Here is a 19,721-nt window from a genome sequence, read left to right as displayed (position 1 = left end):
CGGGCCGCCGGCACCGGGTCCGGCGGCGCCCGCGTCATACCGTGGTACGGGGCGGAAGCCCGCACCACGGTATGACGCCGGGGTGCGTGCGGTCCGCTTACCTTGATCCCGCGATGTCCAAACGATCTCCTTCCCCCGAAGACGAGCCGGCCGGCGGCGTGTGGCACCGGCCGACCCGCGCCACCGCGCTGCGCGTCGCCCGCCGGGTGCTGCGCGCCGCACGCCCGGCGCTGCGGGTGCTCGCCACCGAGCTCGGCACCCCGACCCAACCCGGCACCCCGCTGTTCGGCAGCGTCCGGAAGCGCTGGGTGCGCCGGGTGCCGTATGCGGTGGCGTTCGTGTTCGCGGTGGCGCTGCTGCCGTCGGGGGTCAACGTCCTCCACAACGACTACGGCATGCCCGGCGGCCTGGCCGGTGCGCTGGCCACCGCGCAGAGCGTGCCGCTGCTGCTCGCGGTGACCCGGCCGCTCCAGGTGTGGTGGGTGATGTTCGCGGCGGACGTGGTCTGCGCCGCGGCGCTGATCGGCGCCGACGGTGTCGTGGGCCGCCCCTGGCCGTGGCCGCCCACGGTGATCGTCGGCTATCTCGCGCTGATGGTGGCGCTGTCGGTGCGCGAGCGCCGGAGAACGCTGATCGCGGTCTGGCTGACCACCGGCGCGGCGGGGATCCTCGGCGAGGCGGTCGCGCCGCAGGGCAGCCAGAGCACCTGGGTGCTGATGTTCGTGCTCTCCGGTGTGGTGCTGCTGCTCGGCGCCGCCCTGCGCGAACGGGGCGACGCCCAGCGGAAGTTGCAGGAGCAGGAGACGATCAGCGAGGCGGAGCGGGCCCGGCGCACCCTGCTGGAGGAGCGCACCCGCATCGCCCGTGAGCTGCACGACGTGGTCGCCCACCACATGTCGGTGATCACGGTCCAGGCGGACAGCGCGCCGTACCGCATCAGCGGGATACCCCCCGAGGCCCAGGAGGAGTTCGGGGCGATCGCGGCGAGCGCCCGCGAGTCGCTGGCCGAGATGCGGCGGCTGCTCGGGGTGCTGCGCAGCGAGGAGACCGAGCGGCAGGGCGGCCCGGAGAAGGCCCCGCAGCCGGGGATCGGCCAGCTGCCGAAGCTGGTCGAGGCGACCGTACGGGCCGGTGTGCCGGTCGAGTTGGCGCTGCCCGGGGAGCCGGTGGCGCTCGAACCGGCGGTGGACCTGTCGGCGTACCGCATCGTCCAGGAGGCGCTGGCCAATGTGGTGCGGCACGCTCCGGGCGCACCGACCCGGGTGTCGGTGACGACGGCCGAAGACGGCTCGCGGCTGACGGTGCTGGTGGTCAACGAAGCGCCCGCCCCGCCGGTGTCCGCGCCGTTGGAGACCAGCGGTACCGGGCACGGTCTGGTGGGGATGCGGGAGCGGGTGCGCCTGGTGGATGGCACGCTGGACACCGGGCCGCTGCCCGACGGCGGCTTCCGGGTCGCCGCCCGACTCCCGCTCTCCGCCCCGCTCTCCCCGCCCGTCCCCCACTCAGCGAAGGACCCCGACGCCCCATGACGACCCGCGTGATCATCGTCGACGACCAGGCCATGGTGCGGGCGGGGTTCGCCGCGCTGCTCGCCGCGCAGAGCGACATCGACGTGGTGGGCGACGCGGCGGACGGTGTGCGGGGCGTGGAGCTGAGCCGGCGGATGCACCCCGACGTGGTGCTGATGGACGTCCGGATGCCGGAGATGGACGGACTGGAGGCGGCCCGCCGGCTGCTCGATCCGCCGCCCGGGGTCACCCACCGCCCGAAGGTGCTGATGCTGACCACCTTCGACGTCGACGACTACGTCTACGAGGCGCTGCGCGCGGGCGCGTCCGGCTTCCTGCTCAAGGACGCGCCCCCGGCCGACCTGATCTCCGCGGTCCGCGTGGTGGCGGCCGGGGAGGCGCTGCTCGCGCCGTCGGTGACCCGCCGGCTGATCGCCGACTTCGCCCGCCAGCGGCCGGCGCCCCGCACCGACCGCACCGCACTCCGGCTCAACGGCCTCACCCCGCGCGAGACGGAGGTCCTGGAGCTGATCGCCCGCGGCCTGTCCAACCAGGAGATCGCCGACCGGCTGATCCTCGCCGAGCAGACCGTGAAGACCCATATCGGCCGGGTGCTGGCCAAGTTGGAGCTCCGCGACCGCGCCCAGGCCGTGATCTTCGCCTACGAGTCGGGACTGGTCACGCCCGGCGAGCGCTGATACCGCCGTTTCGGGTTGTCCCCACCCGCCCTTGGGGGTAGCCCCACCATCCCCTAGGAGCCAGCCCCCGGCTCCTCCTCCCGGGGGACGACCGCCGGCCCGGACCCCCTACCCCGGTATCACCCGGGAGTTGGCTCCGCGGCGTGACGCCGCGCCACCCGCCGGTTTCCTACCTTTCCCTCCGCCACACCGCTGGAAGAGGGAGAGACCACCATGACCGTGCTGCGGAGCGCCGCCCGGCGCAGCAAGCGGACGCTCGCCGCCGCCGTCCTCGCGCTGGCCGTCGTCGCGGGGACCGGCGGCTGGGCGGCCGGTTCCACGCAGACCGCGGTCACCGGCCCGGCCCCCGGCGCCGCCGCCTGGCGCGCCGACCACACGCTCGGGGTCCGGCTGCCGGATCCGGCGAGCGCCTCCCCCGCCGAGGTCGCCCGGTTCTTCGCCGGGCTGACCGACGCCCGGCAACGGGCGCTCGCCGCCCGGCACCCGCTCACCGTCGGCAACCTCGACGGGGCGCCGATCGCCCTGCGGTACGCGGCCAACGCCCGTGCCCTGCGCGCGGAACGGGACCGGGAGTCGGCCCGCGCCACCGACCCGGCCGGCACCCTCCAGGACCACCGGCGGGCCGAGCAGGCGGTCCGGCGCTACACCGCGCTGCTCGCACCCGGCCGCCGGATCCTCGCCTTCGACCCGCGCGGCCGCGGCCAAGTGGCCGAAGTCCACGGCGACTTGGCGACCGCCCGGCGCGTCGCGGTGATCGTGCCGGGCTCCGACATCGACCTGACCACGTTCGACCGCACCACCGACCCGTACGGCACGCCGACCGGGATGGCCACCTCGCTGCGCCGGCAGATGGCCGCCGAAGCGCCCGGCGTGCGGACCGCGGTGATCGCCTGGGTCGGGTACACCACCCCGGTCGGCCTCGGGCCGGACGCCGCGACCGGCCGGCTCGCCGAGGCCGGCGCGCCCCGGCTGACCCGCTTACTGTCCGGTCTGGCCGCCACCGGCGCGCCCGCCCCGGCGCTGCTGTGCCACAGCTACGGATCGGTGGTCTGCGGACTCGCCGCCCCGCACACCGGCCGAGGCGACCTCGCCGACCTGGTGGTCTTCGGCTCCCCCGGGATGCGCCGGGACAACGCAGCGGAACTGCGCACCACGGCCCAGGTCTGGGCGGCGCGGGACGCCTCCGACTGGATCGGCGACGTCCCGAACGTCGAGCTGCTGGGCCTGGGGCACGGCGCGGACCCCACCGATCCGGCGTTCGGCGCCCGCCGGGTCCCCGCCGAACGGGCCGAGGGCCACACCGGCTACCTCGCCCCGGGCACCGACTCCCTCCGCAACTTCGCCGCGATCGCGCTGGGGCGCTACGGCGACGTGCGCTAGGCCGCACACCCGGGCCCGCCGGGCCCCCGCCCCCACCCGCCTGGAAGGACACCAGATGACCACCGAGCCGAGCGCCGGAGCGCCCCCCGGGAACCCCGTCTCCCTCCTGCGCTCCCGGGCCCGTACCGCCGTCCGCGCCCTCGACGCCCGCACCCCGGCCCACCGCGACCGGGCCATCGACGGCCTCCGGGCCCTGGCCCTGCTCGCCGTCCCCACCGGGCACTGGCTGCTGGGCGGCTTCGCCCGGGACGCCGACGGCACGCTGCACAACGCCAGCCCGCTGACCGCGCTCGGCTTCCTCGCCCCGGCGAGCTGGCTGCTCCAGACGCTCGGCATCTTCTTCCTGGTCGGCGGCCATTCCTCGGTGCTGTCCCTGCGGCGGACCACCGCACGGGGCGGCTCCACCGCCCGGTGGCTGGGCGGCCGGGTCGCCCGCCTGGGCCGCCCGGTGCTGGGCGTGACCGCCGTCTGGGCCGTGCTGATCCCGCTGCTCCACGACCTGGGGGTGTCCACCGCGACGCTGCGCACGGGCGCGACGCTGGTCATCCAACCGCTGTGGTTCGTCGGCATCTACGCCGTGCTCACCGCGCTCACGCCGTACTGCGCCGCGGCCGCGCGGAAGCTGGGCGCCTGGAGCGCGGTGCCGCTGCTGGTGTCGGTCGCCGCCGTGGACTTCCTGCGCTACGGGCCGTTCGCCGCGGCCGTGCCGTCCTGGCTGAGCCTGCTCAACCTGCTGCCCGGTTGGCTGTTCGCCTACCAGCTCGGCGTCTGCTGGGGCGAGCGGCGGCTGGGCCGGCGCACCGCCTGGGGCCTGCTGTGCGGCGGCGCCGCGCTGTTCGCCGCGCTGCTGCTGTACTTCCACTACCCGGCGAGCATGGTGGGCGTCCCCGGCCAGGACCGGACCAACTCCCACCCGCCGTCGCTGCTGGTCCTGGCGCTGGCCGCGGCCCAGTCGGGGGCGGCGGTGCTGCTCCGGGACAGGCTGGCCCGGCTGCTGCGGCGGCCCGCCCTGTGGGCGCCGGTGGTCGTGATCAACCTGTCGGCGATGACGATCCTGTGCTGGCACCAGACGGCGATGCTCGCGGCGGCCGTACCGGCGTCGTTCGCGGGGGCCGTACCGGGCCTGACCACCGTGCCGGACACGCTCGGCTGGTTCGCGGCGCGGCTGGCGTGGCTGCCGGTCTTCGCCGCCCTGCTCGTCCTCATCGGCTCGGTGACCCGCCGCTTCGAGGCACCGTGGACGGGGGCCGGCCGGGGCCGGCGGGCGGTCGCGGCGGTGCTGGCGGCGGCCTTCGCGGTGTTCGCGCTGGGGTACGCGTAGGGCCTGCCCGGTGGTGCGGGGGCGCTGCCCGGCCGTGATCCACCGGGCAGGCCCCCGCCGGAGCGGGGCTACTCCCGCCCGGCCGACGTGAACCGCATGTCGGCGTAGCGGTCGCCCGCCACCTTGCCCGCGATCGGCTCCAGCAGCGCCAGCTCCTGCGCGCTCAGCTCGATCCGGGTCGCGCCGGCGTTCTCCTCGATCCGGCTGCGCCTGCGGGTGCCGGGGATCGGGACGACCGTCAGCCCGCGGACGGCGGCCTGCTGCTGCACCCAGGCCAGCGCGATCTGCCCGAGCGTGGCGCCGTGCGCGTCGGCGACGGTGCGGACCGGCTCCAGCAGGGCGGCGTTGGCGGCCGCGTTGTCGCCGGTGAAGCGGGGCTGCTGGCGGCGGAAGTCGTCGTCGGCCAGTTCCTTGTCGGCGCGGACGAAGGAGCCGGTGAGGAAGCCCCGGCCGAGCGGGGAGTAGGGGACGAGGGCCACGCCGAGGTCGGCGGCGGCCGCCACCACGCCCACCTCGACGTCGCGGCTGAAGAGCGACCACTCGGACTGGACCGCGGCGATCGGGTGCACGGTGCGCGCGGCGCGCAGTTCGGAGGCGGTCACCTCGCTCAGGCCCAGGTACTTCACCTTGCCCTCGGCGACCAGCTCGGCCATCGCGCCGACCGTCTCCTCGATGGGGACGGCCACGTCGCGGCGGTGCATGTAGTAGAGGTCGATCTGCTCGACGCCGAGCCGCTGCAGGCTGCCCTCGACGGCCTGGCGGATGTACGGCCGGTCATTGCGGATGGTGCGCTTGTAGGGGTCCTCCGGGTCGCTGCTCAGCGCGAACTTGGTCGCCAGCACGACCTCTTCGCGGTGTGCCCGGACGAAGGGCGCGATGAACTTCTCGTTCTCGCCGTCGCCGTAGACGTCGGCGGTGTCGTAGAGCGTGACGCCCAGCTCCAGTGCGCGCTCCAGGGTGGCCCGCGCCTCGCCGGGGTCCTCGGTGGGGCCGTAGGCCCAGCTCATGCCCATGCAGCCGAGGCCCTGCACACCGACCTGCGGGCCTTCGGTGCCCAGCCGGACAGTGCCGATCTTCGTGTCGTTCGCCATGAACTTCAGACCCTCCCGGACGCCCGCCGGGCGTCGGCGTAGATACCGAGCTTGTAGTCGAGGACGTCGGCCGTGCTCTCCAGTTCGGCGATCCGCCGCCGCACGTCCTCGCGGTGCTTGGTGAGCAGCTGCTCGCGCTCGGCGAAGGTGCTCTCGCCCTCCCGCACCAGTTCCGCGTACCGGACCATGTCGGCGACCGGCATCCCGGTCAGCCGGAGCTTGGAGACCAGGTCCAGCCAGTCCAGGTCGCGGTTGGTGAAGCGGCGCTGCCCGGTGTGCGTCCGGTCCACGTGCGGCATCAGGCCGATCCGCTCGTACCAGCGCAGGGTGTGGGCGCTCAGACCGGTGTGCTGGGCCACCTCGCTGATGGTGTACCGGTCGCGGCCGGCCGGCCGCGGATAGCCGCCGGTGGTCCCGCAGCCCCGGGCCGTCGCCGGCCGCGGCCTGGGGCACACCGTCTCCGGCAGGCCGGCCACGACCGTGCCGCCGGTCACCGGTTCGCTCTGCGTCACCGTCATGCCGCGTCTTCCCCCTCGTCGTCCCCGGTGCGCGCGCCGCCCCGGATGCCGTGGCGCCGCCGGACGTTCCGCCGGGCGCCTTACGACGTCCTCAACGCTAAAGAGTTGGAGTGCACTCCAGGCAAGCACCGGCCGCGGGCAGTCTTGACCGGAATTTGAAGGCGTGGGGGCACCCCGTAGGCTCGGGGCCATGCAGAGCCTGGGGTTGATCGAGAACTGGCCGGTGCCCACCGCCGCGGCCGCCGTCGTACGGGCCGATGGCTCGGTGGCCGGATCGCACGGCCCGCTGGAGCACCGCTTCCCGCTGGCGTCCGTCACCAAGCCGCTGGCCGCCTACGCCGCGCTGCTCGCCGTCGAGGAGGGCGCCGTCGAGCTGGACGAGCCGGCCGGCCCGGAGGGTTCCACGGTCCGTCATCTGCTCGCCCACACCTCGGGGCTGGCGTTCGACGAGGCGCGCCAGGTCGCCGCCCCGGGCACCCGCCGGATCTACTCCAACGCCGGCTTCGAGGCGCTCGGCGACCACCTCGCCAAGGCCACCGACATCCCGTTCCCCCAGTACCTGCACGAGGCGGTGCTGGTGCCGCTGGGCATGACCGCGACCGAGCTGGCCGGCTCCCCGGCCAAGGACGGCGTCTCCACCGTCGCGGACCTGGTCCGCTTCGCGGCCGAACTCCAGGCGCCGCGGCTGCTGGCGCCGGAGACCCTCGCGGCGGCGACCCAGGTGGTCTTCCCCGGGCTGACCGGGGTGCTGCCGGGCTACGGCCACCAGAAGCCCAACGACTGGGGCCTGGGCTTCGAGATCCGCGACGGGAAGGCCCCGCACTGGACGGGCGCCGCCTCCTCGCCGCGCACCTTCGGGCACTTCGGGCAGTCCGGGACGTTCCTGTGGGTGGACCCGGCGGCCGGGGCGGCCTGCGTCGCGCTGACCGACCGGAACTTCGGCCCGTGGGCCGTCGAGGCGTGGCCGGCGCTGACCGACGCCGTCCTGGCCGAGCTCGCCGGCAACGGCTGAAACCGTACGCCCCGGAGCCGGCGCGCTGCCTCACCCGTACACCGGCTCCGTCCCCATCTCCCACACCAGGCACTCCGCCCCCGCCGGCGCCACCACCTCCAGCCCCTCCGCGTCGCTGATCCGCGCCGCGTCCCCGGCTTCCAGACGCTCGGCGCCGAGCCGCACCTCGCCCCGTACGACGTGGACGTAGACCCGCGCGGCACCGGGGACGGCGGCGCGCCCGCCCGCTCCGAGGCGGCACACCCGCAGCGCGGCGCCGGCCCGTGGCAGCGGGTGCGGCGTGCCGTCGGCGACCTGCCGCACCACCTCGTACTCCGGCTCGCCGCCGGGGGCGAGGGGTGTCAGCCACATCTGGACGAAGCGCAGGGGGGCCGGGCCGTCGTTGCGCTCGATGTGCCGGACCCCGCCCGCGGAGCTGAGCCGCTGGAGGTCGCCCGGGCGTACGGTCGTGGCATGGCCCGTCGAATCGCGGTGGGTCAGCTCGCCCTCGACGACCCAGGTGACGATCTCGGTGTCCCGGTGCGGGTGCTCGCCGAACCCGGCGCCGGCCGCCAGGCGCTCCTCGTTGCAGGCGACCAGCGCGCCGAAACGCAGGTTGTCCGGGTCGTAGTGGGGACCGAAGGAGAACGCGTGCAGCGACTCGATGCCGGCGCCGTCGTCGCCGCCCCGATAGCGTTCCGCGCCTCTGCGCACCTGAATCATCGGGCCACCGTAGCCCCACCGCTCCACCCCCTCATCCCGATAGGGCAGGCTTGGTCCCGTGTCTGAACCCGCATCGCGCGACGCGCACCCGCACTCCGCGACCCTCCGGCGGCTGGAGAACTCCTCCGGCAAACTGGCGGCCGCTGCGATCTCCCGCATGGACGCCACGCTGCCGTGGTACCGCGCGATGCCCCCGGAGAACCGTTCCTGGATCGGCCTGGTGGCGCAGGCCGGTATCGCCGCGTTCACCGAGTGGTTCCGCCATCCCGAGACGCCGCAGGCGATCAGCACCGACGTCTTCGGGACGGCGCCGCGCGAACTGACCCGGGCGATCACCCTGCGGCAGACCGTCGAGATGGTCCGCACCACGATCGAGGTCATGGAGTCCGCGATCGACGAGGTCGCGGCGCCGGGCGACGAGTCCGTGCTGCGCGAGGCGCTGCTGGTCTACGCCCGGGAGATCGCCTTCGCCACCGCCCAGGTCTACGCGCAGGCCGCCGAGGCGCGCGGGGCGTGGGACGCCCGCCTGGAGTCCCTGGTGGTCAACGCGGTGCTCTCCGGGGAGGCCGACGAGGGCGCGGTCTCCCGGGCCGCGGCCCTCGGCTGGAACGCGCCGGAGCATGTGTGCGTGGTGCTGGGCACCGCCCCGGACGGCGACAGCGAGCTGACCGTCGAGGCGATCCGGCGGGCCGCCCGGCACGCCAAGCTCCAGGTGCTGACCGGCGTGCTGGGCAGCCGGCTGGTGGTGATCGCGGGCGGTTCGGACAATCCGCTCAAGGCCGCCAAGGCGCTGATCGGGCCGTTCGCCGCCGGTCCGGTGGTGGCCGGCCCGGTGGTCTCCGACCTGCTCGCCGCGACCCGCTCCGCGCAGGCCTCGGCCGCCGGACTGCGGGCCTGCGCGGCCTGGCCGGACGCCCCCCGGCCGGTGCTCGCGGACGATCTTCTGCCGGAGCGCGCGATGGCCTCGGACCCGGTCGCGCGGGAGCAGCTGGTGGAGGAGATCTACAGACCGCTGGAGGAAGCCGGTTCGGCGCTTTTGGAAACGCTGAGCGTCTATCTGGAGCAGGCGAGCAGTCTGGAGGGCGCCGCCCGGATGCTGTTCGTCCACCCCAACACCGTGCGCTATCGGCTGCGACGTGTGACAGACGTCACCGGCTGGTCGCCGTCCGATGTGCGCTCCGCGTTTACGCTGCGTATCGCACTGATCCTGGGGCGCCTCGCTGACGGTGAGGTCCAGCCCTAGACTTTTGTCGAACACCAACAATTCCCCCGATGGTTCTTCGTCCCTGTCCCCACGGGCGGGCGGGACCTCCCGCAAGAGAGAGTGTGAGGGTGCTCGTACTCGTCGCTCCCGGCCAAGGCGCTCAGACGCCCGGCTTCCTGATCCCCTGGCTCGACCTCCCCGGGGTCGAGGACCAGCTTCGCGAATGGTCCGCGGCCATCGACCTGGACCTCGTCCACTACGGCACCAAGGCCACCGAAGACGAGATCCGCGACACCGCGGTGGCCCAGCCGCTGCTGGTAGCGGCCTCCCTGATCTCCGCGCGGCAGCTCTTCCCGACCTCCGACGGCCTCGCCGCACAGGTCGGCGCGACGGCCGGCCACAGCGTCGGTGAGCTCGCCGCCGCGGCCCTGGCCGGCACCCTCTCGGACGCCGAGGCGATGACCCTGGTGCGCCGCCGCGGACTGGCGATGGCCGAGGCCGCCGCGGTCACCGAGACCGGCATGGCCGCGCTGCTGGGAGGCGACGAGGACGTCGTCCTGCCCCATCTGGAGAAGCTGGGCCTGACCCCGGCGAACGTGAACGGCGCCGGGCAGATCGTCGCCGCCGGCACCGCCGAGCAGATCGCCGCGCTGGTGGAGGACAAGCCGGAGGGCACCCGCCGGGTCGTACCGCTGAAGGTGGCCGGCGCGTTCCATACTCACCACATGGCACCCGCAGTCTCGGCCCTGGAGGCCGCGGTCACCGAGCTGTCGCCGGCCGACCCGGGCATCCGCTACGTCTCCAACAGGGATGGCCAGGTGGTCACTTCCGGCCAGGACGTGGTGCGGCGGCTGGTCGGCCAGGTGGCCAACCCGGTCCGCTGGGACCAGTGCATGGAGACCTTCAAGGAGCTCGGCGCCACCGCGCTCGTCGAGGCCGCTCCGGGCGGGACCCTCACCGGCCTGGCCAAGCGCGCGCTGCCCGGGGTGAAGACGCTCGCCCTGAAGACGCCCGACGACCTCGACGCGGCCCGTGAACTGATCGCCACCGCAGCGGACGCTGCTCCCGCAGCATCGGCCGAATAGGAGTCCGTAGCGCATGACCTCGAAGATCAAGCCTTCCAAGGGCGCCCCGTACGCACGGATCATGGGTGTCGGCGGCTACCGCCCGACCCGTGTCGTGCCCAACGAGGAGATCCTCAAGCACATCGACTCGTCCGACGAGTGGATCCGTTCGCGGTCGGGCATCTCCACGCGCCACTGGGCGGGTCCCGACGAGACCGTCGCGACCATGGCGGTCGAGGCGTCCGGCAAGGCCATCGCGGACGCCGGCATCACGCCGGAGCAGATCGGCGCGGTGGTCGTCTCCACCGTCTCGCACTTCAAGCAGACCCCGGCCATCGCGACCGAGATCGCGCACCTGATCGGCGCGGGCAAGCCGGCCGCGTTCGACATCTCCGCGGGCTGCGCCGGCTTCGGTTACGGGCTGACCCTGGCCAAGGGGATGGTCGTCGAGGGCTCCGCCGAGTACGTCCTGGTGATCGGCGTCGAGCGGCTCTCGGACCTGACGGACCTTGAGGACCGCGCGACGGCCTTCCTGTTCGGCGACGGCGCCGGCGCGGTCATCGTGGGCCCGGCCAAGGAGCCGGCGATCGGCCCGACCGTGTGGGGCTCCGAGGGCGACAAGTCCGACACCATCAAGCAGACCCTCTCCTGGGACGTGTACCGCACCACCCCGACGCCCGGCGGCGACGGCCCGGAGGAGCGTCCCGCGTTCGAGGCGATCCGCTACCCCGCGATCACCCAGGAGGGCCAAGCGGTCTTCCGGTGGGCGGTGTTCGAGATGGCGAAGGTCGCCCAGCAGGCGCTGGACGAGGCCGGAGTCAGCCCGAACGACCTGGACGTCTTCATTCCGCACCAGGCCAACATGCGGATCATCGACTCGATGGTGAAGACTCTGAAGCTGCCGGAGAGCGTCATGGTCGCCCGCGACGTGGAGACCACCGGCAACACCTCGGCCGCCTCGATTCCGCTCGCCATGGAGCGGCTGCTGGCGACCGGACAGGCCAAGAGCGGGGACACCGCGCTGGTCATCGGCTTCGGGGCGGGTCTCGTGTACGCCGCGACGGTCGTTACTCTCCCCTAGGCAGGATCTGCGCAGCCCGGCATCGAGCACGATGTGCCGGCCGCTGCGGGACCTTCACCGCTTCACCGTAAAACAGGCAGTTTTCCGCTAATCGAAGGAGCGCCATCATGGCCGCCACTCAGGAAGAGATCGTCAAGGGTCTCGCCGAGATCGTCAACGAGATCGCCGGCATCCCCACCGAGGACGTCAAGGTGGACAAGTCCTTCACCGACGACCTGGACGTCGACTCGCTGTCCATGGTCGAGGTCGTCGTCGCCGCCGAAGAGCGCTTCGACGTGAAGATCCCGGACGACGACGTCAAGAACCTCAAGACCGTCGGCGACGCGACCGACTACATCCTCAAGCACCAGTCCTGATCTGGCGCAGCGCATGTCGCCACCCCGCGGTGGCGCCGTCGATTCAGACACCTCTACCCGTGGAGTAAGAATTCCCGTGAACGCGACCAATCGCACCGTGGTCGTCACCGGTATCGGCGCAACCACACCGCTGGGTGGCGACAGCGCTTCGACCTGGGAGGGTCTCCTCGCCGGCCGGTCCGGCGTCAGCCCCCTGGAGCAGGACTGGGCAGCCGAGCTTCCGGTCCGCATCGCCGCGCAGGCGGCCGTGGACCCGACCGAGACGCTGCCCCGGGCCCAGGCCCGCAAGCTCGACCGTTCGGCGCAGTTCGCGCTGATCGCGGCCCGTGAGGCGTGGGCTGACGCCGGCTTCACGGTCAAGGCCGGCGAGCCGGACACGGCCGCCGGGCCGGCCGGCTCGGTCAACCCCGACCGGCTGGGCACCGTCATCGCCTCCGGTATCGGTGGCGTGACCACGCTCCTGGGCCAGTACGACGTCCTCCGCGAGAAGGGCGTCCGCCGGGTCTCCCCGCACACGGTGCCGATGCTGATGCCCAACGGGCCGTCGGCCAACGTCGGTCTGGACGTCAACGCCCGCGCCGGTGTGCACACCCCGGTGAGCGCCTGCGCCTCCGGTTCGGAAGCCATCGGCTACGCCATCGAGATGATCCGCACGGGCCGTGCCGACATCGTCGTCGCGGGCGGTACGGAGGCGGCCATCCACCCGCTGCCGATCGCCGCGTTCGGCAACATGATGGCGATGTCGAAGAACAACGACGACCCGCAGGGTGCCTCCCGCCCCTTCGACTCCGACCGCAGCGGCTTCGTCCTCGGCGAGGGCGCCGGCGTGATCGTCCTGGAATCCGCCGAGCACGCCGCCAAGCGCGGCGCCCGGGTCTACGCGGAGGCGATCGGCCAGGGCATCTCCGCCGACAGCCACGACATCGTGCAGCCGGAGCCGTCCGGCAACGGCATCGCCCACGCGCTGCAGAACCTCCTCGACAGCAGCGACCTCGCCGCGTCCGAGATCGTGCACGTCAACGCGCACGCCACCTCGACCCCGCAGGGCGACCTGGCGGAGCTGAAGGCGCTGCACAAGGTCTTCGGCGACGACGTGAACCACATGGCGGTCTCCGCCACCAAGTCGATGACCGGCCACCTCCTGGGCGGCGCGGGCGGCGTGGAGACGGTCGCCACGATCCTGGCGCTGTACCACCGGACGGCCCCGCCGACCATCAACATCGACAACCTCGACCCCGAGGTGGACGCGGACATCGTCCGCGGCGAGCCCCGGGCGCTGCCCGCCGAGGGCCGGATCGCGGCGCTGAACGACTCGTTCGGCTTCGGCGGCCACAACGTGGTCCTCGCCTTCCGCACGGTCTGAGGCACCGTCAGGCAGCCGTAGGCGCACACCGTACGAGGGCCCGCCCGGTCAGGACGACCGGGCGGGCCCTCGTGCGCTCAGCGGCGGCCGGTCAGCCGTCGAAGCTGGCGAAGTACGCGGCGACGCCGTCCTCGCCGCCGTGCCCCTGCTCCTCGGCCCTGCGGAAGCGCTCCGCGGCCGCGGCGGCCAGGTCCAGCCGGACGCCGGACCCCTCGGCGGCCTCGGCGATCAACCGGGCGTCCTTGCGCGCCGCGGAGACCGTGAAGCTCGGCGCGAGATCGCCGGAGAGCAGCAGGTCGGACTTCATCCGCAGGTAGGTCATGTCGAGCGAGCCGCCGGCGATCGCGTCCAGGAAGTCCCGCGGGTCGACGCCCAGCCCCTTGGCGAGCGCCAGGGTTTCACCGGTACCGCCGATGATGGTGAGCACCCAGCTGTTGACGACCAGTTTGAGCCGGCTGGCGGCGCCGCTCGCGGCGTCGTCGCCGACCCACTGGGTGCGGCCGCCGACGATGTCGAAGACCCGCTCGGCGCGGGCCCGCAGTTCGGGGGCGCCGGCGGCGAGGACGATCAACTGCCCCTTCTCGGCGGGCGCCTTGGTGCCCAGTACGGGGGCGTCCACGAACCGCAGGTCCTGTTCGGCGGCGAAGCGGACGAGCGGTTCGAGGGCCCCGGGTCCGACGGTGCTCATCTGGAGCCAGAGGGTGCCGGGCGCCAACTGCGGGGCGGCCCGGCGCACGGCGTCGAGGGCGGCGGGGCCGTCGAGCAGCATGGTGAGGACCACGTCGGCGCCGTCCACCGCCTCGCCGGGGGTGTCGGTGACGCGGACCCCGTCGGCGGCCAGCGGCTCGGCCTTGGCCCGGGTGCGGTTCCAGGCGCGGACGTCCAGCCCGGCGCGGGCGAGGTTGCGGGTCATCGCCGCGCCCATGATCCCGGTGCCGAGGACGGCCACCGAGAGGGTGTCAGAAGTCTTGTTGTCGGCCATGGCCGCACGCTAGGACGTGGAGTGCACTCCAGGTCAACCGTGCGCCGTGTGTCGCGGTACGGACCCGCACAAGGCTCCGTACGGGCGTGTACGGGGCGTCAGACGACCTGGTGGAGCCAGCGGACGGGGGCGCCCTCGCCGGCGTACCGGAAGGGCTCCAGCTCGTCGTCCCAGGGCTTGCCCAGCAGCTTGGCGACCTCGGCGGCGAGTTCGGTCTCGCCGCGGGCGGAGCGGGCGACGGCGGCGCGCAGCCGGTCCTCGGGGATGAGGATGTCGCCGTGGATTCCGGTGACGGCGTGGAAGATGCCGAGGTCGGGGGTGGCGCTGTAGCGCTCGCCCTCGGCGCTGGAGCAGGGCTCCGCGGTCACCTCGAAGCGGAGCAGGTGCCAGCCGCGCAGCGCGGAGGCGAGCTTGGAGGCGGTGCCGGCCTCGCCCTGCCAGGAGAACTCGGCTCTCCAGGTGCCGGGCGATGCCGGCTGGCGGATCCAGTCGAGGTTGACGCGCACCCCGAGGACGCCCGCCACCGCCCATTCGACGTGCGGGCACAGCGCTCGTGGAGCGGAGTGGACGTACAGGACTCCACGTGTCGTCACCGGGACCTCCCGTGCGGATCGAGGTTCGCCTTCCCCAGCGGCCTCGTGCCCGTTCCGGTCGCGGCCGGGACAGCTGCCGACATTCTGCCCCAGTGATCACTTCGGCACCAGCTTGCGAGGTGACCTACAGTAAACACCACTAGGCGGAATTTGCCGCAAAAGGGACAGGAAATGACGTGTTGTAATTTATCTGTGCCGATTGCACATGCCACTTCGGGTCACCGCCCGGCAGGCACGGGGCCAAAGCTACCGCGCGGTGCCGGACCCGAAGTGACGTACCGTCGGTACCCGAAGAGATATCACTCGCACGCCGGAGGGGACAGGGGATGACGACGACCGATCGATTCGCCCGCCCTCGGCGCCACCGCCGGGCGGCCCGCGCCGCGCTGGCCTCGGCGACGGCTTCGGCACTGCTGGCCGCGCTCACCGCCTGCGGCGACGGCTCCGCCCCGCACGGTCGCGCCGCGGTCAAGCCCACCGCGAAACCGGCGCCCGCCTGGCGGACCGACCCCACCTCCATCGCGGCCCTCGGCGACTCCATCACCGTCGGCTTCGACGCCTGCACGGTGCTCTCCGACTGCCCGGAGGTCTCCTGGTCCACCGGCACCAACCCCAAGGTCGACAGCCTGGCCCGGCGGCTGCTGAAGAAGGACCCGGCCAAGCACAGCTGGAACTACGCCCGGACCGGGGCCCTGATGAGCGACCTGCCGCAGCAGATCACCACGGCGGCGGCCCGCAGGCCCGAGTTGGTCACGGTCCTGATCGGCGCCAACGACGCCTGCCGCAGCGACGTCCGGACGATGACCTCCCCCGCCGCGTTCCGCGCCGGATTCGAACGGTCCATGAAGACCCTGCGGCACGCCCTGCCGCGCACCCAGGTGTACGTCGCGGCCGTACCGGACCTGCTGCGGCTGTGGTCCGAGGGGCGCAAGAACCCGCTCGGCAAGCAGGTGTGGAAGCTGGGCATCTGCGGGTCGATGCTGCGGGACCCGGACGACCTGACGAAGCCGGCGCAGGACCGGCGGACACTGGTCCGGGAGCGGGTGATGGCGTACAACGAGGCGCTGGCGGCGGTCTGCGTCGAGGACGCGCTGTGCCGCTTCGACTGGTCGGTCTTCGACTACCGCTTCACCGGGCAGCAGTTGAGCACCTGGGACTGGTTCCATCCGGGGCTGCAGGGCCAGCGGCAGTTGGCGGAGCTGGCGTTCCGGACGATCACCCGCAAGGGAAACCCCCTGAAGAGTGAGGCGGCTTCCGCGGGGTGAGGCGGCCCGCCCCCGTACGACATCAGGGGAACCCCTAAGGGCACGGCGGTGCGGGTCATACCCTGCGGCGATGTCAGCGAGGCGCCGGCGCGGGACGATGGAGAGCGAGCGGATCCGGACCGATCCGCCCGCTCGTACCGCACCTTCACCACTGCCTCGGGGGAATCACCATGGCCCGTCTCCGCGCCGCCCATCTCGTCCTGCCCTGTGCGGCCCTGACCCTGCTGACGACCGGCTGCTCCCTGGTGGTGGGCGGCCCCCTCACCTCCGCCCAGCAGACGTACGGGGTCGACGGCACCGTCCGCGCGCTGTCGGTGACGACCCACGGCGGGGACATCGAGATCGTGCCGGTGGACGCCGGCGGCGCGGTCAAGGTGACCGAGAAGGCCAAGTACAACGGCGACAAGCCGCAGACCACGCACACCGTCAAGGACGGCCGGCTCACCCTGACCGCCGAGGAGTGCTCCTTGGACCACCACTGCGAGGTGGGGTACCGCGTGCTGCTGCCGCGCGGCGCCTCGGTCGATCTGCACACCAGCGGCGGGGACGTCACCGTCCGCGGCGCCTCCGGCGGGATCACCGCGGACACCAGCGGCGGCGACGTCACCGTCACGGACACCGAGGCCCGCACGGCGAAGGTGAAGACCAGCGGCGGGAACGTGGAGTTGACGCTGGGCGCGGTGCCCGACGACGTGTCGGCCCGGACCAGCGGCGGCAACGTCACCCTCCGCATACCGAAGGGCACCTACGCCGTCGACGCGGGGACGAGCGGCGGGAACCGCACGGTGTCCGTCACGACGGACAGCGGCTCGGCGCACAAGATTTCCGCCCGGACCAGCGGCGGCGACGTCTCGGTGCTCAGCGGGAAGTGATCTGCGCGGCCAGCCGGATGTCGGCGCTGCTGTGCGCCGCCTCGACGGTGTAGGTGCCCGGGACCCGGCGCCAGCCGCCGTCCGGTTCCGACCAGACCTCGAAGGCGCGCCCCGGCAGCGGGATCTCGGTCTCCGCGCTCTCGCCGGGTCCCGCCTCGACGGTGGCGAAGCCGACCAGCCAGCGGGCCGGGCGCTCCGGCGTGCCGGAGGTGTCGCCGGTCGGCGCGAGGTAGATCTGGACGACCTCGCGTCCGGGGCGGTCCCCGGTGTTGCGCAGACGGACCCGGACGGAGTCGGGGGTGGTGTCCAGGGTCTCGTACTCCCAGCGGGTGTAGCCGAGGCCGTGGCCGAAGGGGTACGCGGGGGCGGTGGCGGCGCGCTGCCAGGCGCGGTAGCCGATGAACAGCCCTTCCTCGTAGGGGAGCGTGCCGTCGGTGGGGGTCACGGTGGAGACCGGGGCGTCGGCGAGGCGGGCCGGCCAGGTGGTGGGGAGTCGGCCGCCCGGTTCGTGGGCCCCGAGCAGGACGTCCGCCAGCGCGGCCCCGGCCTCCTGGCCGGGGAACCAGCTCAGCAGCACCGCGGGGACCCGGTCGCGCCACGGCAGCTCCACCGGGGAGCCGGAGTTGACCACCACGACGGTGCGGGGGTTGGCGGCGGCGACCCGGGCGACCAGCTCGTCCTGCCGGCCCGGCAGCCGGAGGTCGCCGCGGTCGAACCCTTCCGACTCGACCTCCTCGGTGGTCGCCACGACGACGATCGCGGCATCCGCCCCGGTGGCCGCCCGGACCGCCTCCTCGATCTCGCCGTCGCCGTCGAGCCGCGGTTCGCCGTGGCCGAGGACGAAGTTCAGGGCGCCCATGCCTTCCCCCAGGCCGAGGCTGTGCGGCACGAAGCGCAAGGTCAGCGAGACCTCCTGATCGGCAGTCAGCTCCGCGTCGATCCGGTGCTCGGCGGGCTGCATGAACGCCTCGAAGGGGTCGGAGCCCTCCCTTCCGGCACCGTCGCCGTCGAAGACGACCTCGCCGCCCAGGGACAGCCGGAGCCGCCCCGCGCCGGCCACCGCCAGCGTGTGGGTGCCGGTGGCCCGCGGGGTGAAGCTGCCGGTGAGTTCGACCGCGTGCAGGTCCCGCCGGGTGACGCCGTCGGGGAAGCTGCCGAGCACCTGGACCCTGCCGTCGAACTGCGGCGTCTCGGCGAGCAGCCGGCCCTCGGCGGTGAGGTAGCGGGCGCGCAGGGTGAACCCCTCGCGGGCGTGCGGGATACGGGTGCGCGGGTCGGCGCCGGTCGCGAACGCCACCTCGACCCCCTCGGGCAGCGCGGCCCGCAGACCCGCGAGCGGAGAGACGATCCGCGCGGGGAAGACGGTCGCGGAACCCCCGCCGAGCACCCGGGCGTCGCGGGCGGCCGCACCGATGACGGCGACCCGGCGCAGCGCCGCGGGGTCGAGCGGCAGGATCGGGCCGGCGCCGTCCTGCGGGCCCTCCCCCGCAGGCTCGTTGCGCAGCAGGACGACGGCACGGCGGGCCAGTTCGCGGGCGACGGCCCGGCCGTCGATGCCCTGGGGAGCGTCGGCCGGGGCCACCGCGGGCGGCACCCCGTCCAGGCAGCCGGTGCGGGCGGCGAGCAGCAGCACCCGGCGGACCGCGGCGTCCACCTCCGACTCGGCGATCTCGCCCGCGCGGACGGCCGCCGCGAGCGGGGCGCCGAAGACCGTGCGGGGCCCGGGCATCGCCACGTCCAGGCCGCCGTGCAGGGCACGGACGGTGTTCCGGGCCGCCGTCCAGTCGGAGACGTTGCAGCCGTCGAAGCCCCAGGCGCCGCGCAGGACTTCGGTGACGAGGTGGTGGTGTTCGGTCATCGTCGAGCCGTTGACCTGGTTGTAGGCGGTCATGATGCCCCAGGGCCGGGCGTGGGTGACGATGTGCTCGAAGGGCGCGAGGTACAGCTCGTGCAGCGGGCGCGGGGCGATGCGGTTGTCGACCGTGAAGCGGTCGGTCTCGGCGTCGTTGCCGACGAAGTGCTTGACCGTGGTGCCGACGCCGCCCTCCTGCACGCCGCGCACATAACCCGCGCCGATCGCGCCGGTCAGCAGCGGGTCCTCCGAGTAGCACTCGAAGTGGCGGCCGCCCAGCGGCGAGCGGTGCAGGTTGACGGTCGGTGCCAGCAGGACGTGCACGCCCTTGCGGCGGGCTTCCTGGGCGAGCAGGTGGCCGGCCCGGCGGGCCAGTTCGGGGTCCCAGGTGGCGGCCAGGGCGGTGGGGCTGGGCAGCGCCACCGAGGGGTCCTCCGCGCTCCACTGCCGGCCGCGGACGCCGATCGGCCCGTCCGACATCACCAGCGACCGCAGTCCGATCGCGGGCACCGCCGGCAGGCTCCACATGTCCTGCCCCGAGAGCAGCCGGGCCTTGCCGTCCAGATCGAGCCTGCCGAGCGCCCGCTCCACCGCGTCGGCACAGTCGTGGGCTCCGGCGCCCGCGCCGGGGCGACGGCCGGCGTCCGGGCCGGGGGCGGTGCGGGGGCCACCGGGCTCGGTGTGGCGGGCGTGCGACTGATCGGTCATGTGCGGCGCTCCCTTGCGTGGACGTGCGGGCCCCCTGGCCGAATTCTTACTCTCATACCGGACGGCAGGTAGGTATCGATATCCTTCCGTTACCAGCGGGTCGCGGGCGCCGGAGGGGCGGACGGGGGAGGGTTACGCTCGGCCGGTGAGT

Annotated in this window: 18 protein-coding genes; 12 read left to right on the top strand and 6 right to left on the bottom strand. The window is 73.7% G+C overall.

The window, feature by feature from the left end:
* Positions 1–113: 113 nt before the first annotated feature.
* From CG747_RS10305 to CG747_RS10290, 4 genes are all read left to right on the top strand, one after another.
* Positions 114–1,529, top strand: a complete 1,416-nt coding sequence (locus CG747_RS10305; protein ID WP_100601370.1) for a sensor histidine kinase — start codon at positions 114–116, stop codon at positions 1,527–1,529.
* Positions 1,526–2,206, top strand: a complete 681-nt coding sequence (locus tag CG747_RS10300; RefSeq protein ID WP_100601369.1) for a response regulator transcription factor — start codon at positions 1,526–1,528, stop codon at positions 2,204–2,206. The genes CG747_RS10305 and CG747_RS10300 overlap by 4 nt, the downstream gene beginning before the upstream one ends.
* 213 nt (positions 2,207–2,419) lie before the next feature.
* Complete coding sequence (locus CG747_RS10295) at positions 2,420–3,586, top strand: alpha/beta hydrolase (RefSeq protein ID WP_100601368.1); 1,167 nt, start codon at positions 2,420–2,422, stop codon at positions 3,584–3,586.
* A gap of 55 nt (positions 3,587–3,641) precedes the next feature.
* Positions 3,642–4,907 carry an acyltransferase gene (locus CG747_RS10290; RefSeq protein WP_257980319.1) on the top strand — a complete coding sequence of 422 codons (1,266 nt, stop codon included), beginning with the start codon at positions 3,642–3,644 and terminating at the stop codon, positions 4,905–4,907.
* Between the two features lie 68 nt (positions 4,908–4,975).
* Here the strand turns inward: CG747_RS10290 and CG747_RS10285 are convergent, their stop codons facing one another.
* Positions 4,976–5,998, bottom strand: coding sequence for an aldo/keto reductase (locus CG747_RS10285; RefSeq protein ID WP_100601367.1), 1,023 nt, complete (start codon positions 5,996–5,998; stop codon positions 4,976–4,978).
* Positions 5,999–6,003: 5 nt separating this feature from the next.
* Positions 6,004–6,516 carry a MerR family transcriptional regulator gene (locus tag CG747_RS10280; RefSeq protein WP_100601366.1) on the bottom strand — a complete coding sequence of 171 codons (513 nt, stop codon included), beginning with the start codon at positions 6,514–6,516 and terminating at the stop codon, positions 6,004–6,006.
* A gap of 190 nt (positions 6,517–6,706) precedes the next feature.
* Here CG747_RS10280 and CG747_RS10275 point away from each other — a divergent pair, with 190 nt between their 5' ends.
* Positions 6,707–7,528: a serine hydrolase gene (locus tag CG747_RS10275; protein WP_100601365.1), complete on the top strand. Its 822-nt coding sequence runs from the start codon at positions 6,707–6,709 to the stop codon at positions 7,526–7,528.
* 30 nt (positions 7,529–7,558) lie between these two features.
* Here the strand turns inward: CG747_RS10275 and CG747_RS10270 are convergent, their stop codons facing one another.
* Positions 7,559–8,230, bottom strand: coding sequence for a pirin family protein (locus CG747_RS10270; protein WP_180985468.1), 672 nt, complete (start codon positions 8,228–8,230; stop codon positions 7,559–7,561).
* Positions 8,231–8,288: 58 nt separating this feature from the next.
* On the opposite strand from CG747_RS10270, the gene CG747_RS10265 reads away from it, so the two are divergent.
* From CG747_RS10265 to CG747_RS10245, 5 genes are all read left to right on the top strand, one after another.
* Positions 8,289–9,473 (top strand): CdaR family transcriptional regulator, encoded by a 1,185-nt coding sequence (locus tag CG747_RS10265; RefSeq protein WP_100601363.1) that lies wholly within the window; start codon positions 8,289–8,291, stop codon positions 9,471–9,473.
* 89 nt (positions 9,474–9,562) lie between these two features.
* On the top strand, positions 9,563–10,519 hold the full coding sequence (locus tag CG747_RS10260; protein ID WP_100601362.1) for an ACP S-malonyltransferase: 957 nt from the start codon (positions 9,563–9,565) through the stop codon (positions 10,517–10,519).
* Positions 10,520–10,532: 13 nt separating this feature from the next.
* Positions 10,533–11,579 carry a ketoacyl-ACP synthase III gene (locus CG747_RS10255; RefSeq protein WP_100601361.1) on the top strand — a complete coding sequence of 349 codons (1,047 nt, stop codon included), beginning with the start codon at positions 10,533–10,535 and terminating at the stop codon, positions 11,577–11,579.
* A gap of 107 nt (positions 11,580–11,686) precedes the next feature.
* Positions 11,687–11,935 (top strand): acyl carrier protein, encoded by a 249-nt coding sequence (locus CG747_RS10250; RefSeq protein ID WP_100601360.1) that lies wholly within the window; start codon positions 11,687–11,689, stop codon positions 11,933–11,935.
* 76 nt (positions 11,936–12,011) lie between these two features.
* On the top strand, positions 12,012–13,298 hold the full coding sequence (locus CG747_RS10245; protein WP_100601359.1) for a beta-ketoacyl synthase: 1,287 nt from the start codon (positions 12,012–12,014) through the stop codon (positions 13,296–13,298).
* 91 nt (positions 13,299–13,389) lie between these two features.
* On the opposite strand, the gene CG747_RS10240 is transcribed toward CG747_RS10245, so the two are convergent.
* Positions 13,390–14,280, bottom strand: coding sequence for an NAD(P)-dependent oxidoreductase (locus CG747_RS10240; RefSeq protein ID WP_100601358.1), 891 nt, complete (start codon positions 14,278–14,280; stop codon positions 13,390–13,392).
* 98 nt (positions 14,281–14,378) lie between these two features.
* On the bottom strand, positions 14,379–14,873 hold the full coding sequence (locus CG747_RS10235; RefSeq protein WP_100601357.1) for a DUF3145 domain-containing protein: 495 nt from the start codon (positions 14,871–14,873) through the stop codon (positions 14,379–14,381).
* Positions 14,874–15,199: 326 nt separating this feature from the next.
* Here CG747_RS10235 and CG747_RS10230 point away from each other — a divergent pair, with 326 nt between their 5' ends.
* Together CG747_RS10230 and CG747_RS10225 are read left to right on the top strand one after the other, a co-directional pair.
* Positions 15,200–16,138, top strand: a complete 939-nt coding sequence (locus CG747_RS10230) for an SGNH/GDSL hydrolase family protein (protein WP_100601356.1) — start codon at positions 15,200–15,202, stop codon at positions 16,136–16,138.
* A gap of 170 nt (positions 16,139–16,308) precedes the next feature.
* The gene (locus CG747_RS10225) at positions 16,309–17,010 is read left to right on the top strand and encodes a DUF4097 family beta strand repeat-containing protein (protein ID WP_100601355.1); all 702 of its coding nucleotides are present in this window, start codon (positions 16,309–16,311) and stop codon (positions 17,008–17,010) included.
* Here the strand turns inward: CG747_RS10225 and CG747_RS10220 are convergent.
* Positions 16,997–19,570, bottom strand: a complete 2,574-nt coding sequence (locus CG747_RS10220; RefSeq protein WP_100601354.1) for a glycoside hydrolase family 3 protein — start codon at positions 19,568–19,570, stop codon at positions 16,997–16,999. The two genes, CG747_RS10225 and CG747_RS10220, sit on opposite strands and share 14 nt — an antisense overlap.
* Between the last annotated feature and the right edge of the window lie 151 nt (positions 19,571–19,721).

This window comes from Streptomyces sp. CB02959 (genome assembly GCF_002803155.1).
Classification (GTDB): domain Bacteria; phylum Actinomycetota; class Actinomycetes; order Streptomycetales; family Streptomycetaceae; genus Streptomyces.
Note: the sequence above shows the minus strand (reverse complement) of the source record. Positions and strands in the feature narration are given on the sequence as shown.

Bases quoted from the DNA above. Each gene is read 5' to 3' on its own strand.
- CG747_RS10275 (WP_100601365.1), top strand. From the start codon at position 6,707: ATGCAGAGCCTGGGGTTGATCGAGAACTGGCCGGTGCCCACCGCCGCG.
- CG747_RS10285 (WP_100601367.1), bottom strand. From the start codon at position 5,998: ATGGCGAACGACACGAAGATCGGCACTGTCCGGCTGGGCACCGAAGGC.
- CG747_RS10240 (WP_100601358.1), bottom strand. From the start codon at position 14,280: ATGGCCGACAACAAGACTTCTGACACCCTCTCGGTGGCCGTCCTCGGC.
- CG747_RS10230 (WP_100601356.1), top strand. From the start codon at position 15,200: ATGACGACGACCGATCGATTCGCCCGCCCTCGGCGCCACCGCCGGGCG.
- CG747_RS10295 (WP_100601368.1), top strand. From the start codon at position 2,420: ATGACCGTGCTGCGGAGCGCCGCCCGGCGCAGCAAGCGGACGCTCGCC.
- CG747_RS10280 (WP_100601366.1), bottom strand. From the start codon at position 6,516: ATGACGGTGACGCAGAGCGAACCGGTGACCGGCGGCACGGTCGTGGCC.
- CG747_RS10225 (WP_100601355.1), top strand. From the start codon at position 16,309: ATGGCCCGTCTCCGCGCCGCCCATCTCGTCCTGCCCTGTGCGGCCCTG.
- CG747_RS10290 (WP_257980319.1), top strand. From the start codon at position 3,642: ATGACCACCGAGCCGAGCGCCGGAGCGCCCCCCGGGAACCCCGTCTCC.
- CG747_RS10300 (WP_100601369.1), top strand. From the start codon at position 1,526: ATGACGACCCGCGTGATCATCGTCGACGACCAGGCCATGGTGCGGGCG.
- CG747_RS10270 (WP_180985468.1), bottom strand. From the start codon at position 8,230: ATGATTCAGGTGCGCAGAGGCGCGGAACGCTATCGGGGCGGCGACGAC.
- CG747_RS10255 (WP_100601361.1), top strand. From the start codon at position 10,533: ATGACCTCGAAGATCAAGCCTTCCAAGGGCGCCCCGTACGCACGGATC.
- CG747_RS10220 (WP_100601354.1), bottom strand. From the start codon at position 19,570: ATGACCGATCAGTCGCACGCCCGCCACACCGAGCCCGGTGGCCCCCGC.
- CG747_RS10305 (WP_100601370.1), top strand. From the start codon at position 114: ATGTCCAAACGATCTCCTTCCCCCGAAGACGAGCCGGCCGGCGGCGTG.
- CG747_RS10250 (WP_100601360.1), top strand. From the start codon at position 11,687: ATGGCCGCCACTCAGGAAGAGATCGTCAAGGGTCTCGCCGAGATCGTC.